This is a genomic window from Streptomyces sp. NPDC098789, from assembly GCF_044759975.1.
Lineage (GTDB): Bacteria > Actinomycetota > Actinomycetes > Streptomycetales > Streptomycetaceae > Streptomyces.
This window is the reverse complement of record NZ_JBIWAJ010000003.1, coordinates 255,553-269,879: the sequence shown is the minus strand read 5'-3', so window position 1 is coordinate 269,879 and position 14,327 is coordinate 255,553. Positions and strand designations below refer to the sequence as shown.

Sequence of the window (14,327 nt, the reverse complement as noted above, 5' to 3'; positions counted from 1 at the left end):
CACTCCCTGTCATGCCACGGAAACCAGGTCCGGGCGGGTGTACGCAGACTCCATCCCGGCCGCGAACCGTTCGTCGCTGTACCGCGTGCACTCGTAACGCTGCCACAGATCCGCGCCGATCATCCAGTCCTCGTAGCTGCGCACGTACCGGTCGACCGCGGCGCGGACGGACGGATCGGTGGCGCCGTCGGCGTCCATGACCTGGAACAGCCGCCGCTCCGCGACCAGGTACTCCTCGATGCGGGCCTGGATGCGGCCCTCCACCAGCTGGACGGCGGCCGGCAGCGAGCAGCCCTCACGGGCCGCGATGAGGGAGACGAGGTTGTTGTTGTCCCCGCAGGCGTGTTCCTTGGGCAGGGAGAAGACGTCGTTGCCCCAGGAGATGACGTCCAGGGCGCTGGCGGTGAGGTCCTGGAACTCGGGCAGGTCGTGGACGTGTTGGGGCAGGTCGATGCCCAGACCGGCCTCGACCATGTCCATCATCGGGAGGATCTGCGAACTGTGACGGCGCATCAGGATGTAGTCCTGGACCGAAGGGTGGCCGCCGGTGCGGCGGTTTCCGGCCTCCTGGTCCAACGAGTGCAGCATGAGCGGCACATGGGAGCGGTAGCGCGCCGCGTTCCCCTCGCCCATCCCGGCGACGATGCGGTCGCACAGATCGATGAAGCCGTTCACCAGTGGATTGCCGAGGGCCGCCGCCGTGTCGCTGCGTCCGGTCTCCAGGTGTTCGGTGATCGCATCGGTGACGGGCCGCCAGGCCCCCAGTTCACCCGTCCTGATGAGGTGGTCGTGCTGGTCGTCGAGGACGAAGGACCATGCCATCCACTCGGCGAGCAGGACGACCCGCTCGTACGGGACCTCACCGCTGACCCTTCCTGCGAGGTGGCCGAAGCCGATGCCCGCGAACTGCTCCACCGCGTTGCTGACCAACTCGTGCTGCACGGCCCAGGCCGTGGCCTCGGCATTCGCCCGGGCGGCCTGCGGATGCTTGGAGTTACCGAACGGAAGGTGAAAGTCGGGAACAGAGAATGAGTCGAGCTGGGTCATTGATCCCCCACGGAAAGTCGGATTCGCCAATACCCGCTCAATGTACGATCACGATTGCGGTCACGACGCTGCACACCCCCCTACTCCTGCGCCGCCAGTGACGACAGCTCACTGCAACCAGCAGGGTAGGGACCGGTCATGGACTGACCTGATCCCGCCATGTGCGACCACATCCGGCCACCCAAAGAGTAATTAACTCTCAGGGCGGAGCGCACTGTCAATGTGGGACGAGGGGGTACCTGGAATTCATTTCGCGGTTGTCGAAAGCATAATCACCGCGAATATGCACACAGCACGCGCGGTGTCGCGCACGTGCTCGACCAGGGACGGCCGAGGGGGAGACGTCCGGTGGCCGAAGATCGACGTCCTGCGGTCAGGCCCGGGGGGTGGGTGTCGCGGTGGGCGCGGGCGCGGCCGGGGGTGTGGCCGGGGGTGTGCCCGTGGGCGTCGATGCGGCGCCGGAGGGTGCGTCGGTCGTGGGGGGCGTGGGGGTGGCCGAGGGGTCCGGGAGGCAGGTGACCTCGTCGCGCGGAGTGTAATGGGTCCGGTACGTCTCGCGCTTGACCTCCTGCCCACCGCGTACGAAGACGCGGTCGACCGCCACATCGAAGCCCTCGGCCGGGGTCTGCGCCTCGCAGTCGGGGCCGGTGGCCGTGCGCTTGGCCGGGGGTGTGACGTGGGTGCGCGGGCCCCGGGTCGCGCGTATCTCGTCGTACCGCGGAGTGCCGCGGAGGGCGATGGTCACCGAGGTGTCGGTGGAGGTGGCGCGGATCCGGACCGGGTGGCCGGAATCGTTTCTCCAGCGCAGGTCGAGGGTGCCCCACGCGACGGTGGCCTCGCGGCCCTCCGGGTAGCGCTCGATGTAGAACGAGTGGGCCCCGTGCTCGACCGGCGCCAGGCCCGCGAAGAACATCGCGTTGTACATCGTGGTCGCGACGGCGGAGACGCCGCCGCCGGGCGCCTTCACGTAACGGCCGTCGTTGATCATGATTCCGTCGACGAAACCGTTCTGCTCGGTCCGCTCGCCGACCGCTCCGTTGAAGCTCCACGTCTCGCCGGGGCGGACGACGGCCCCGTCGATCAGGGCCACGGCCCGCGCGATGTTGTGGGTGCGGTAGGGCGCGCTGGGGAAGTCGACGGTGAAGGAGGAGAGCTGGCGCACGGCCTGGGCGGGGGCCGCGGCGGTGCCGGCCGCCGGACCCGCGGGGCGCTCGGCCGCGGTGGCGGAACCGGGGAGCAGGGCGGTCAGGGCGAGCGCGGCAGCCGCGCCCGCGGTGGTCAGGGCTATCCGCCTGGAGTCCGTCCGGCCGTGTGCGCGTCGCATCTCTCTCCCAGTGGTTCTGGACGTGTCGGTACAGCCCCAGCGTGATCTAATTTCTGGCAAATAGGGCAAAGTGTGCAGATTCTCACGATGGCGGGCGGATCCGTCCGTCGCCACGACCGCGGGCGCGGGAGGAAGGCCACTCGGGTCGAATTGGCCCTGTGTGGCGTACGGAGAGGTGCCACATGATGGCACGATCCGCTCTTTGGCCCTCGGAAAGGTTCCACAGTGTCCAGCGCAGCACCCCGATCCCCGGGCCGCCTCCCCCGTCGGCTGCTCCAGCTCTACGTCGGGCTCGCCCTCTACGGCGCCAGCTCGGCGTTCCTGGTCCGGGCGGGCCTCGGACTGGATCCCTGGGACGTCTTCCACCAGGGCATAGCGCAGCGCACCGGGTGGACCATCGGCACGGTGTCCGTGGTCGTCGGCGCGCTCGTCCTGTTGTTGTGGGTGCCGCTGCGGCAGCGCCCGGGGCTGGGTACGGTGTCCAACGTCTTCGCGGTCGGCCTGTCCATGGACGGCACGCTGGCGGTGCTCCCGGACGTGCGCGGCGCCGTGGCGCAGGGCGCGCTGCTGGCGGCGGGCATCGTCCTCAACGGCGTCGCCACCGGCCTCTACATCGCCGCCCGGTTCGGTCCGGGCCCCCGTGACGGCCTGATGACCGGCCTGCACCGCCGCACCGGCAGGTCGCTGCGGCTGGTGCGGACCGCGATCGAGGTCACCGTCCTCGCGGCCGGATTCCTGCTCGGCGGCACCGTCGGCATCGGCACCGTCGCCTACGCGCTGGCCATCGGCCCGCTCTCCCAGGTCTTCCTCCGCGTCTTCGCCCTCCCCGCCCCGGCGCCCCGCCCGGACGAGGCCCCGGAGCGGCCGTCCCCCGGCGCGGAGCACCCCCCGTCGAAGGCGCCGCGCCGTTCCCCGCAGCCGGAGCGCACGCCGTAGTGCCGTCCACCGGTCCGGCTACGCCACCGAGCGGATCCGGCGGACCAGTACCGACCCCACCAGGGCCAGCGCGCCCGCGAGGGCGTACAGGGCCGTGTACCCGCCGAGGTGGGTGACCACCGGGGCCGCGATCACCGGGGCCAGGACCTGCGGCATCGCGTTGGCGATGTTGATGACGCCCAGGTCGCGGCCCCGGTCCCGCGCCGTCGGCAGGACGTCCGTGAGCAGGGCGAAGTCCACCGAGGTGTACACGCCGAAGCCGATCCCGAGGATGAGCGAGGCGACGACCGCGCCCGTCCAGGTCTGCCACACGGCGAGCAGCAGGGTGGCCGCGGAGATGACCAGCCCCGACCGGATCACGTACGGCTTGCGGCGCCCGCTGCGGTCCGACCGGGCACCGCTGATCACCACCGTCGCGAGCATGGTGAGCGCATTGAGCGCGGTGAGGACGAGCACCCCGGTGTCCGCGTCGTCGGCGTAGTGCACGGCGTCGGTCAGGTAGTAGAGCAGGTACATCGTGCTGATCGAGTACGACAGGTTCATCAGGAACCGGGTGAGCCAGGCCCACGCGAAGTCCGGGTGGCGGCGCGGGTCGATCCAGAAGCCGGTGAGGAAGGCCCGCCAGCGGAACGCGGGCCGGGCGGCGGGCGGGAGCGCGGTGTCGCGCCGCATGAGTACGTAGGGCAGGGCCGCGACCACCGAGAAGGTCGCGCAGGCCAGGTACCCGGCGCCGGTGCCGCCCGCGACGGTGGCCAGCGCCGTGCCGACCAGGATGCCGACGACCTGGGAGACGCCGAGCCAGCCGCCGACCAGTCCGCGCCGCCGCCGCGGCACCTGGTCGGGTACGGCCGCGGTCAGGGCGGCGAACGAGGCGTTGAGGGCGAGTTGGACCAGGCACCAGCCCGCGATGACGGCCGGCACGCTCCGCGCGAGGGCGAGGACGGCCAGCCCGGCGGCGCCGCCCGCCGTCCCGGCGACCACCCAGGGGACGCGCCGCCCCACGCGCGCCGTCGTCCGGTCGGACAGCGCCCCGAAGACCGGGTTGGCCACCATCGACACGGCCGCGCCCAGGCCCGTCACCAGGGCGAGCGTGGCGGCCTTGTGGTCGGGCGCGAGCTGCTGCGCCTGCCGCGCCAGCAGCAGTTGCAGCGGGCCGAACCAGCCCACCCAGACACCGAGGTTGGCGAGGGAGAGGGCCGCCACCCACCGCCCGTCCGCCGCGTCCTTCGTGGCTCCGTCCTCCGTGGCGGGCCGCCCGACGCTCACCGGCCGCGCCTGATCAGATCGCGGTACCAGGCGTAGGACTCCTTGGGCGTGCGCCGCATGGTCTCGTAGTCGACGTGGACGAGCCCGAACCGCTGCCGGTACCCCTCGGCCCACTCGAAGTTGTCGAGGATCGACCAGATGAAGTAGCCGCGCACGTCGGCCCCTTCGGCCATCGCGCGGTGCAGGGCCCGCAGGTGCCCGTCGTGGTAGGCGATCCGGCGCGCGTCCTCGATCCGGCCCGTCACGGGGTCGGGCCCGTCTCCGTACGAGCAGCCGTTCTCGGTGACGTACAGCGGCGGCAGCCGGTCTCCGTAGCGCTCGCGCATGACGCCGATGAGTTCGTGCAGCCCCTCCGGGACCACCGGCCAGTCGAAGTCGGTCCGCTCGCGCCCCTCGATGGGGTGGATGGCGAAGGGCAGGTCCGACGGGATCTCGATGCCGCCGAAGTCCCCCGCCCCGGAGGCGGGTCGGGGAGCGCCGACGAGCATCGGGTTGTAGTAGTTGATCCCGTACCAGTCCAGCGGCGCCGAGATCGTCTTCAGGTCCTCCGCGACCGGCCCGGGGAGCAGGTCGGCCAGGCCGTCCGGGTAGGCGCCGGTCAGGATCGGGTCCGCGAAGAGCCGGTTGGTGAGGGTGTCGTACAGCTCGGCCGCGGCGCGGTCGGCCTCGTCGTCGCCGGCCGTCCAGACGGGGCTGTGCGAGGCGGCGATGCCGATCCCGCGGGCGCCCGCGGCGCGCAGGGCCTGTACGCCGAGGCCGTGGGCCAGGAGTTGGTGGTGGGCCACGGGCAGCGCGTCGAAGACGAGTTGCCTGCCGGGGGCGTGCTCGCCGAGTCCGTAGCCGAGGAGCGTGACCTCGGCGGGTTCGTTGATGGTGATCCACAGCGGGACGCGGTCGGCGAGCCGTCCGGCGACCACCGAGGCGTACGCGGCGAACCGCTCGGCGGTGTCGCGGTCGAGCCAGCCGCCCCGCTCCTCCAGGGCGAGGGGGGTGTCCCAGTGGAAGAGGGTCGGTGCCGGGGTGATCCCCGCGGCGCACAGCTCGTCGACGAGCCGGTCGTAGAAGTCCAGCCCCTTGCGGTTGACCTCGCCCCCGCCCTCGGGCAGGACGCGGGACCAGGACACCGAGAACCGGTAGGCACCGACGCCGAGTTCGGCCATCAGCGCCACGTCCTCGCGGTAGCGCCGGTAGTGGTCGGTGGCCACGTCCGCGTGCGAACCGTCCTTGATGCGGCCCGCTTCCCGGGTGAAGGCGTCCCAGGAGGAGGGGCCCCGGCCGTCGGCCGTGAGCGAGCCCTCGATCTGGAAGGCGGAGGCGGAGACGCCCCAGAGGAACCCGGCCGGGAACTCGGGTACGGACGCGGTCATGCGGACTCGCTTCGCTCGGGGGAGGGGCTGCGCGGGGCGCGCTCGCTGACGGAACTCTCGGGTCCCGGGGCCCGGCCTGTCAATGGAAAGTGAACAATCCTCAAGTTTCTGTGGCGGGGTGTTCACCGCGTGCGGGCGCGCGCCGCAAGATGCGAGTACAGGGCGGGTGTACCCGCGCCGCGGGAGGGCAGACGGCACGGGAGAGCACGAGCGAAGAGGGACGGGTGCGAGGGCTGTGATGGTTGTGAGCGAGCGTGTGGTGCGTACGACCGGGCCGGTGACCCCGTCGGATGCGGCCGACGCCCGCGCCCGCGTGGCCGCCCTGCTGGACGGCGGACCCGACGCGGGCGGACCGGTGGTGAGCGGGGCGGCCCGGGCCGATGCCCTGCTGGTGACGTCCGAGCTGGTCACCAACGCCTTCCGGCACGGCGGCGGCCTCGCCGGCTTCGAAGCCGTGGTCGACAGCGACGCCCTGGAGATCACCGTCACCGACCGTAGCTGCGAACTCCCGCACAGTGCGGCCGGGCGCCCGATCCGGCCCGGCGCACCCGGCGGCGGCGCGATCGAGGGGGGCTTCGGGTGGCCGCTGGTCCGGCTCCTCGCGGACCGGGTGTCGGTGGCCCCGCTGCCGACGGGCGGCAAGACCGTCCGGGTCCGGCTGCGGTTGCGCTGACGGACCGGGGGGAGCGCAGGCCCGTGTACGGGGCCGGATCAGTCCAGGGGGCGGGCCCGCACCGGTGACGTGGTGTCCTGGTGGCCGCCCGTGGCGAGGATCCGCACCTCGCCCTGATCGCTGATCTCCGCGCGCAGGATTCCGGACTCGTCGGCGTACACGGGGCTGCCTCCGGGGCCCGTCTGCGCGGTGCGCGACACCACGACGGTGTCCTCGCCGGGCTCCGCGGACCCGGCGCTCCTGAACACCAGCTCGTACCGGTTCACCGTTCCATTGTGGATTGCGTGCGGGGCGGCCGCCAGGCGGGCCCGGCCCCCGGGCACATGGACCGGGGAGTCCGGGGCACAAGGGTCCGCACAGTGTCCAGTGCCGAGGGAAGGACCCCGTGATGTCGCACGTCGAAGAACACGTCGAGGTGAACGTCCCGCTGCGGACGGCCTACAACCAGTGGACCCAGTTCGAGGAGTTCCCCGCCTTCATGGAGGGGGTCGAGCGGGTGGAGCAGCGCGGCGACACCCTCACGCACTGGGTGACGAACGTCAACGGCGTGGAGCGCGAGTTCGACGCCCGGATCACCGAGCAGCTCCCGGACCGGCGCGTCGCGTGGATGAGCGTGAGCGGCGAGGCCCGGCAGGCCGGGTTGGTCACCTTCCAGCCGGTCGACGCCACCACCACCCGGATAGAACTCCACCTGAACTGGGCCCCCGACGGCCTCGCCGAGAGCGCCGCGGACAAGCTCGGCTTCGTCAAACGCCAGGTCAGCGGTGACCTCAAACGGTTCAAGCTGTTCATCGAAGCCCGCGGGGTGGAGACCGGCGGCTGGCGCGGCGAGGTGTGAGCCCGGTGAGCGCGGACGTCGCGAAGGAGGGGGTCCGGACCGCGTCCAGGGGCGGTACGGGCCGGGCGGTCACCGCGCGCTGCGGACTGGCGGCGCGCGGAGTGCTGTACGTACTGACCGGACTGCTGGCCGTACGGGTCGCCTTCGGCGAGCCCGTCGGCGAGGCGGACCGGCAGGGCGCCCTGGAGACCCTGGCCGGGCAGCCGTTCGGCGGCGTCCTGGTGTGGGCGGTCGGGATCGGGCTCGTGGGCATGGTGCTGTGGCGCGCCTCGGAGGCGGCGTTCGGCGCGGCCGGGCCGCGCGGCGACCGGACCGGGAAGCGACTGGCCTCGGCGGCCCGCGCCGCCTTCTACACGGGCGCCGCGTTCTCCGTACTGTCCTTCGCCGCCGGGTCCGGTGGCGGCGGCTCCGGCGACGACCAGTCGCGCGACATGACCGCGCGGGCGCTGCAACTGCCCGCCGGGCAATGGCTGGTGGGCGCGGCCGGGCTCGGGATCGCCGCCGCGGGCATCGGCATCGCCGTGCGGGCGGCCCGGCGCCGCTTCCGCGACCACCTGCGCATGGGCGGCGCGTCGGCGGGCTGGCGGCGGGCCGTCGAGTTCCTCGGGGTGAGCGGCGGGGTCTGCCGCGGCGCGGTCTTCGCCGTCGCGGGCGGCTTCGTCTGCCACGCCGCCCTGCGCTACGACCCCGGCCGCGCCAAGGGCGTCGACGACACGCTGCGCTCCTTCACCGCCACCCCGGCCGGCCCCTGGCTGCTCGTGGCGGTCGCCGTCGGCCTCATGCTGTTCGGGGTGTTCTCCTGGGCGATGGCCCGCTGGCGCGAGGTCTGACGTCGGCTCCGCGCCGCCCGGGCCGCGGCGCGGGGGTCAGCTCACGCGTACGCCGATGAGGCAGGTGTCGTCGTCCGTGTCGGAGCGGCTGTCGGTGAGCAGCCGGTCCAGCAGCCCGTCGAGGTCGGCCGCCCGGCCGGACGCGGTGCGCATCAGATGGCCGAGGGAGTCCTGCACCGAGGAGTCGCGGCGCTCCACCAGCCCGTCGGTGTACATCAGCAGGGTGTCCCCCCGCGCCAACTGCACCTCCCGCTCGGCGTACTCGGCTTCCGGGAGCGCGCCGAGCAACAGCCCCTCGATGAGCGGGAAGGACCGGGCTCCGTCCCCGCGCAACAGGACCGGCGGCAGGTGGCCGGCCCGCGCCCAGCGCAGGATCCGGGTGCGCGGGTCGAAGAGGCCGCACACGGCCGTGGCCGTCACCCGTTCCGTCAGGTGGTGGGTGACGGTGTTGAGCCAGGACAGGAGCTGCGCGGGTCCGGCGCCCGTGACGGCGAGCCCGCGCAGCGCGTTGCGCAGCACCACCATCGCGGTCGCCGCCCCGATGCCGTGCCCCGCGATGTCGCCGACGGACAACAGGACCAGCCCCGACGGCAGGACCACCGTGTCGTACCAGTCCCCGCCCACCAGGGACTCGGACGCGGCGGGCCGGTAGCGCACGGCGACCCGCAGCCCTGGCGCCTCGACGACCGGCGGGGTCGGCGGCATGATGGCGTGCTGGAGCTGGAGGGCGAGCCGGCTGCGCTCGGCCGACTCGGCGGCGGTGTGGGCGAGTTGGTCGCGCGTCGCGGCCAGCGCGACCTCGGTCCAGTGCTGGGCGGAGATGTCCTGGTAGGCGCCCCGCACGGCGTACAAGCGGCGGTCGACGTCCAGGACCGGTTCGGCGATGACCCGGATGTGCCGGGTGATCCCGTCCGGCCGCCGCAGCCGGAAGTCGACCGAGGCGGGCCGCCGGTAGTGGAGCAGCGCCCGCAGGAAGCGGCCCAGACCGGCCGAGTCGTCGGGGTGGGCGCGGTGCGGCAGGTCCCGGAGCGGGACGGGGTCCGCGGCGGGCGGGAGCCCGTGCAGGGCGAAGAGCTGCGCGTTCCAGGTGATCTCGCCCGAGGTCAGGTTCTCCTCGAAGCCGCCGATCCGGCCCAGCCGCTGCGCGTGCTGGAGCAGGCCGGCGAGCCGGGCCGTCTCGTCCTCCACCCGCCAGATGAGCAGGAGCGCCACCCCGTGCCGGCTGATGCTGATGTCGGCGACCGAGGTGAGGGGGACCTGGTCGACGAGCGCGGTGAGGTGCATGCGCTGGGCGCGGAAGGGCTCGCCGGTGGCGTGCACGTGCTCGATGGCGTCGAACAGGCCGCTGTCGCCCGCGGCCATCGGATACGCCTCCAGGAGCAGGGAGCCGCCGACCTCGCCGCGCGGGCGGCCCGCCGGGTCGACGAACTTGCCGCTGACGTGGTGGATGCGGAAGTCGTCCAGGCGCCCGGCGGGGTCGAGCACCGGAGTGAGGACCACGGCCGGGTCGTGGAGCCCCTCGGCGAGGTCGATCAGCTCCCTGACGTCCGCGGGCGTGCCCTGCGGGGGTCCGCTGCCGGGCGCGGGCCCCGCGTCCATGGTGTGCGCGCACAGCTCGGCGAGGGTCTCGATCTGCCGCTCGACCGGCGGCGGTTGCGGCGCCAGCGGCTGCGGCCAACACACTTCGAGCACGCCGTGGACGCGACCGCCGGTCCCGGCCGGTACGGCCATCCGCCCCCCGCTCGGCCACTGGAGGCGGCCGATCGAGGGCGGGCCGTCCTCGTCGGGCCCGGCCAGGGTCACCAGGGCGCGCTCGTCCAGGGCGAGCCGGGCGACCGTCCGGACCCCCGGCGGTACGTGCCGCCAGCGCGCGGCCTCCCCGGCGGCGAAACCGGCGTGCCCCGCGAGGCCGAGCGAGCCGTCCGGCGCCGCCGTCCACACGGCGACGGCCACGGCCCCGAGCGGGGTGAGCGCGTGGGTCAGCAGGGACTGGGCGACCGCCTGCGTGTCCCCGGCGGCGGCCAGTGCGCCGCTCTCGGCCGTGCGCAGCCGTACCTCGGCGCCCGGGTCGGCGGGGAGGGAGCCCGGCGCGCCGATCCGTTCCAGGAACTCGGCGGCGACGTCGCCGACGTGGTCGCGGGCCGCCTGGTTCACGATGTCGGCGGCCAGTTCCAGCGGGGAGAGGCCGGATTGGCGGCACAGCTCGTCCAGTTGCCGGGCCGCGGTCGCGGGGGTGCAGTGCAGGCGCCCGATGAGGACGCCCTTGGCCAGCTCGATCAGCGCCCGGCCGTCGGCCGCCGCGTGCGCCGCCCGTACCTCTTCCCGCAGCCGCTCGACGGTCGCGACGAGCCGTCCCAGGGCCGGCGGGGGCTGCCCGGAGGAGGGCGTCATGCCAGCATCCAGCGCCGTACGCGGCCGATCAGGTCGTCGGCGTCGACCGGCTTGGTGACGTAGTCGCTCGCCCCCGACGCGAGGCTCTTCTCGCGGTCGCCGGGCATCGCTTTGGCGGTCACCGCGATGATGGGCAGGTCGGCGTACCGGGGCATGCGCCGGATCTCCGCGGTCGCGGCGTATCCGTCCAGCTCCGGCATCATCACGTCCATCAGGATCAGGTCGACCTCGGGGTGGGCGACGAGGGTCTCGATGCCCTTGCGGCCGTCCTCCGCGTGGAGGACCCGGACACCGTGCAGTTCGAGGATCCCGCTCAGCGCGAAGAGGTTGCGCGCGTCGTCGTCCACGACGAGCACCGTGCGTCCCGCGAGTCCCTCCCCGCCCCGGCGGCCGGAGCGCGGCCGGATCTCCCGCACCGGTGCGGGCGGCCGTACGTAGCGCGGTGCGTCCGCGGTCGCGGCCGACAGGTGTACGGCGATGCGTCCGCGGAGCTCGTCCAGACCGGACAGCACCTCAAGGTCCGAGGAGGCGGCGCGCGTGCGCAGCTCCCGTTCCCGGTCGGGGTCCAGCGCGCCGTTGTCGTGGGCCAGGACCGGCAGGGAGGCCGGCGCCGCGTCCGCGTCCAGCGCGTCGAGGAAGCGGTCCGCCTCGCCGCCGGGGAGGTCGAGGTCCAGGACCACGCAGTGGAAGGGTCCGGCCGCCAGGGCCGCTGCCGCCTCCGTGGAGTTCGCGGCCTGTACGACCTGTACGCCGTGCCCGCCGTCCACGACCTGCACGCCGTCCACGACCTGTGCGCCGTCCACGACCTGTGCGGCGACCGGGTCCCCGCCCGCTCCGCGGGCCGGGGCGACCTCGCGGGTGGCGCTCTCGGCGACGAGGGCGAGCAGGCCGTTCGGGCGCTCCTCGATGACCAGGATCCGGCGCGGCGGACGCGGCGCGGCGCGCTGCGGATCGGGTCGCCGGGCCGGCAGCGCGGCGGGCAGCGGGAAGGCCCGGTCGTCGAAGGGCCCGCGCCCGCCCGCCGCCGGGTCCGGCTGGTCCTCGTAGTCGGGCCGGGTGACGGGCAGGTAGAGCGTGAAGGTGCTGCCCTGGCCGGGGGTGCTCTGCGCGGTCACCGATCCGCCGAGGAGCTGGGCGATCTCGCGGCTGATGGACAGCCCGAGGCCGGTTCCGCCGTACTTGCGGCTGGTCGTGCCGTCGGCCTGCTGGAAGGCGCCGAACACCGAGCCCAGTTGCTGCGGCGGAATGCCGATCCCGGTGTCGCGGACCCGGAAGGCCACCATCGCCCCCTGGCGGGGGAGACCCGCGGGGAGCGAGACGTCGGGGGCGCGCTCGACGTGCAGCGCGACGCTGCCGCGCTCGGTGAACTTGACCGCGTTGGAGAGCAGGTTGCGCAGCACCTGGCGCAGCCGCGAGTCGTCCGTGAGCAGGTCGGCGGGTGCCTCGACGTCCGTGGTGACCGTGAAGCCGAGGCCCTTCTGCGTGGTCATCGGGCGGAAGGTGGCCTCTACGTACTCCAGCAACTGCGGCAACTGCACCCGCTCGGGGTGGACGTCCATCTTGCCCGCCTCGACCTTCGACAGGTCGAGGATGTCGTTGATCAGCTGGAGCAGGTCGGATCCGGCGGAGTGGATGATGCCCGCGTACTCGACCTGCTTCGGAGTGAGGTTGCGGTGCGGGTTCTGCGCGAGGAGTTGGGCGAGGATCAGCAGGCTGTTGAGCGGGGTGCGCAGTTCGTGGCTCATGTTCGCCAGGAACTCGGACTTGTAGGTCGAGGCGAGGGACAACTGCTGCGCGCGGTCCTCCAATTCCTGGCGCGCCTGCTCGATCTCCAGGTTCTTCGCCTCGATGTCGCGGTTCTGGCTGGCGAGCAGCGCCGCCTTCTCCTCCAGCTCCGCGTTCGAGCGCTGCAACTCGTCCTGCTGGACCTGGAGTTCCGTCGAGCGGGCCTGTAGCTCGCCGGTGAGGCGCTGGGATTCGTCGAGGAGTTCGTCGGTGCGGGCATTGGCGACGATGGTGTTGACGTTGACGCCGATGGTCTCCATCAACTGGCCCAGGAAGTCCCGGTGCACGGGGGTGAAGGCGCCGAAGGAGGCCAGTTCGATCACGCCGAGGACCTGGTCCTCCACCACGATCGGCATCACGATCAGGCTGCCGGGCGTGGTGTGTCCGAGCCCCGAGGAGATGAAATAGGTCCCGGGCACCTGGTCGGCGGCGATGGTCCGGCGGCTGCGCGCCGCCTGCCCGACGAGGGACTCGCCGAGGGCGAACCGGGCGCCCTCCACCATGGAGGCGGGGCGCCCGTACGAGCCCACCAGGGTGAGCACGGTGGTGTCCGCATGGTCCTCGGCGAGGTAGAACGCGCCGTACTGCGCCGCGACGAGCGGGGTCAGCTCGTCCATCACGAGCGCGGCGACGACCGCGAGGTCGCGGTGGCCCTGCATGAGCCCCGACAGGCGGGCCAGGTTGGACTTGAGCCAGTCCTGCTCCTGGTTGGCCCGCGTGGTCTCGCGCAGCGAGCCGACCATGGAGTTGATGTTGTCCTTGAGCTCGGCGACCTCGCCGGAGGCGTCCACCGTGATCGAGCGGGTCAGGTCGCCCTCGGCGACCGCGCTCGCGACCTCGGCGATGGCCCGGACCTGCCGGGTCAGGTTCCCGGCCAGCTCGTTGACGTTCTCCGTCAGTCGCTTCCAGGTGCCGGAGACGCCTTCGACCTCGGCCTGGCCGCCGAGCCGCCCCTGACTGCCCACCTCGCGCGCGACCCGGGTGACCTCGGCCGCGAAGGAGGACAGCTGGTCGACCATCGTGTTGATCGTCGTCTTCAGCTCCAGGATCTCGCCCCGGGCGTCGACGTCGATCTTCTTCGACAGGTCGCCGTTGGCGACGGCCGTCGTGACCAGGGCGATGTTGCGGACCTGGCCCGTGAGGTTGTTCGCCATGGAATTGACGTTGTCGGTGAGGTTCTTCCAGGTGCCCGCCACGTGCGGGACGCGCGCCTGGCCGCCGAGGATCCCCTCGGTGCCGACCTCCCGGGCCACCCGCGTGACCTCGTCCGCGTAGGCGGAGAGCTGGTCGACCATCGTGTTGATGGTCTCCTTCAGCTCCAGGATCTCGCCGCGCGCCGTCACCGTGATCTTCCGCGAGAGGTCGCCCTCGGCCACGGCGGTCGCCACCTGGGCGATGTTGCGCACCTGTGCGGTGAGGTTTCCGGCCATGAAGTTGACCGAATCCGTGAGGTCCCGCCAGACGCCGCCCACGCCCGGCACATCGGCCTGACCACCCAGCGTGCCCTCGGTGCCGACCTCCCGCGCCACCCGCGTGACCTCGGAGGTGAACAGCGACAGCTGGTCGACCATCCCGTTGAAGACCGTCGCGATCTCACCGAGCAGCCCCTCGGCCTCCTGCGGGAGCCGGGTGCGGAAGTCTCCGTCGCGCACGGCCGTCAGTCCGGCCAGCAGCCGGCGCAGTTCGGCCTCGCCGATCGCGCCCGGCACCACCGCATCGCCGCTCCCGGACCCCGGGGCAGGGGGCTCAGCCATCCGTCAACCTCACTCTAGTGACGACCGTCATCGCGTGGAACGCCCGCCTGTGGCCGCCCGATCCCGGATGGTGGAGGACGGCGGACGGGGGTGATCACTGCGCACACGCCACGGTA

General features: G+C 72.9%; 11 protein-coding genes. 4 read left to right on the top strand and 7 right to left on the bottom strand.

Annotation, left to right across the window (positions count from 1 at the left end):
* Positions 1–9: 9 nt before the first annotated feature.
* Together ACIQWR_RS08715 and ACIQWR_RS08710 are read right to left on the bottom strand one after the other, a co-directional pair.
* Positions 10–942, bottom strand: a complete 933-nt coding sequence (locus ACIQWR_RS08715; RefSeq protein WP_404006015.1) for a terpene synthase family protein — start codon at positions 940–942, stop codon at positions 10–12.
* 478 nt (positions 943–1,420) lie between these two features.
* Positions 1,421–2,371 carry a VanW family protein gene (locus tag ACIQWR_RS08710; protein ID WP_404006014.1) on the bottom strand — a complete coding sequence of 317 codons (951 nt, stop codon included), beginning with the start codon at positions 2,369–2,371 and terminating at the stop codon, positions 1,421–1,423.
* A gap of 225 nt (positions 2,372–2,596) precedes the next feature.
* Between ACIQWR_RS08710 and ACIQWR_RS08705 the strand changes: the two genes are divergently transcribed.
* On the top strand, positions 2,597–3,307 hold the full coding sequence (locus ACIQWR_RS08705; protein WP_404006013.1) for a YitT family protein: 711 nt from the start codon (positions 2,597–2,599) through the stop codon (positions 3,305–3,307).
* A gap of 18 nt (positions 3,308–3,325) precedes the next feature.
* Here the strand turns inward: ACIQWR_RS08705 and ACIQWR_RS08700 are convergent, their stop codons facing one another.
* Both ACIQWR_RS08700 and ACIQWR_RS08695 read right to left on the bottom strand, forming a co-directional pair.
* Positions 3,326–4,573: an MFS transporter gene (locus ACIQWR_RS08700; RefSeq protein WP_404006012.1), complete on the bottom strand. Its 1,248-nt coding sequence runs from the start codon at positions 4,571–4,573 to the stop codon at positions 3,326–3,328.
* Positions 4,570–5,940 (bottom strand): GH1 family beta-glucosidase, encoded by a 1,371-nt coding sequence (locus ACIQWR_RS08695; RefSeq protein ID WP_404006011.1) that lies wholly within the window; start codon positions 5,938–5,940, stop codon positions 4,570–4,572. The genes ACIQWR_RS08700 and ACIQWR_RS08695 overlap by 4 nt, the downstream gene beginning before the upstream one ends.
* A gap of 277 nt (positions 5,941–6,217) precedes the next feature.
* On the opposite strand from ACIQWR_RS08695, the gene ACIQWR_RS08690 reads away from it, so the two are divergent.
* The gene (locus ACIQWR_RS08690; protein WP_404006010.1) at positions 6,218–6,613 is read left to right on the top strand and encodes an ATP-binding protein; all 396 of its coding nucleotides are present in this window, start codon (positions 6,218–6,220) and stop codon (positions 6,611–6,613) included.
* A gap of 38 nt (positions 6,614–6,651) precedes the next feature.
* On the opposite strand, the gene ACIQWR_RS08685 is transcribed toward ACIQWR_RS08690, so the two are convergent.
* Positions 6,652–6,879: a DUF6296 family protein gene (locus tag ACIQWR_RS08685; RefSeq protein WP_404006009.1), complete on the bottom strand. Its 228-nt coding sequence runs from the start codon at positions 6,877–6,879 to the stop codon at positions 6,652–6,654.
* A gap of 122 nt (positions 6,880–7,001) precedes the next feature.
* On the opposite strand from ACIQWR_RS08685, the gene ACIQWR_RS08680 reads away from it, so the two are divergent.
* Complete coding sequence (locus ACIQWR_RS08680; RefSeq protein WP_399258089.1) at positions 7,002–7,451, top strand: SRPBCC family protein; 450 nt, start codon at positions 7,002–7,004, stop codon at positions 7,449–7,451.
* A gap of 5 nt (positions 7,452–7,456) precedes the next feature.
* Positions 7,457–8,281 (top strand): DUF1206 domain-containing protein, encoded by an 825-nt coding sequence (locus ACIQWR_RS08675; RefSeq protein ID WP_404006008.1) that lies wholly within the window; start codon positions 7,457–7,459, stop codon positions 8,279–8,281.
* Between the two features lie 36 nt (positions 8,282–8,317).
* On the opposite strand, the gene ACIQWR_RS08670 is transcribed toward ACIQWR_RS08675, so the two are convergent.
* Both ACIQWR_RS08670 and ACIQWR_RS08665 read right to left on the bottom strand, forming a co-directional pair.
* Complete coding sequence (locus ACIQWR_RS08670; RefSeq protein ID WP_404006007.1) at positions 8,318–10,672, bottom strand: SpoIIE family protein phosphatase; 2,355 nt, start codon at positions 10,670–10,672, stop codon at positions 8,318–8,320.
* Positions 10,669–14,211: a HAMP domain-containing protein gene (locus ACIQWR_RS08665; protein WP_404006006.1), complete on the bottom strand. Its 3,543-nt coding sequence runs from the start codon at positions 14,209–14,211 to the stop codon at positions 10,669–10,671. Before ACIQWR_RS08665 ends, ACIQWR_RS08670 begins: the two co-directional genes overlap by 4 nt.
* Positions 14,212–14,327 lie beyond the last annotated feature (116 nt).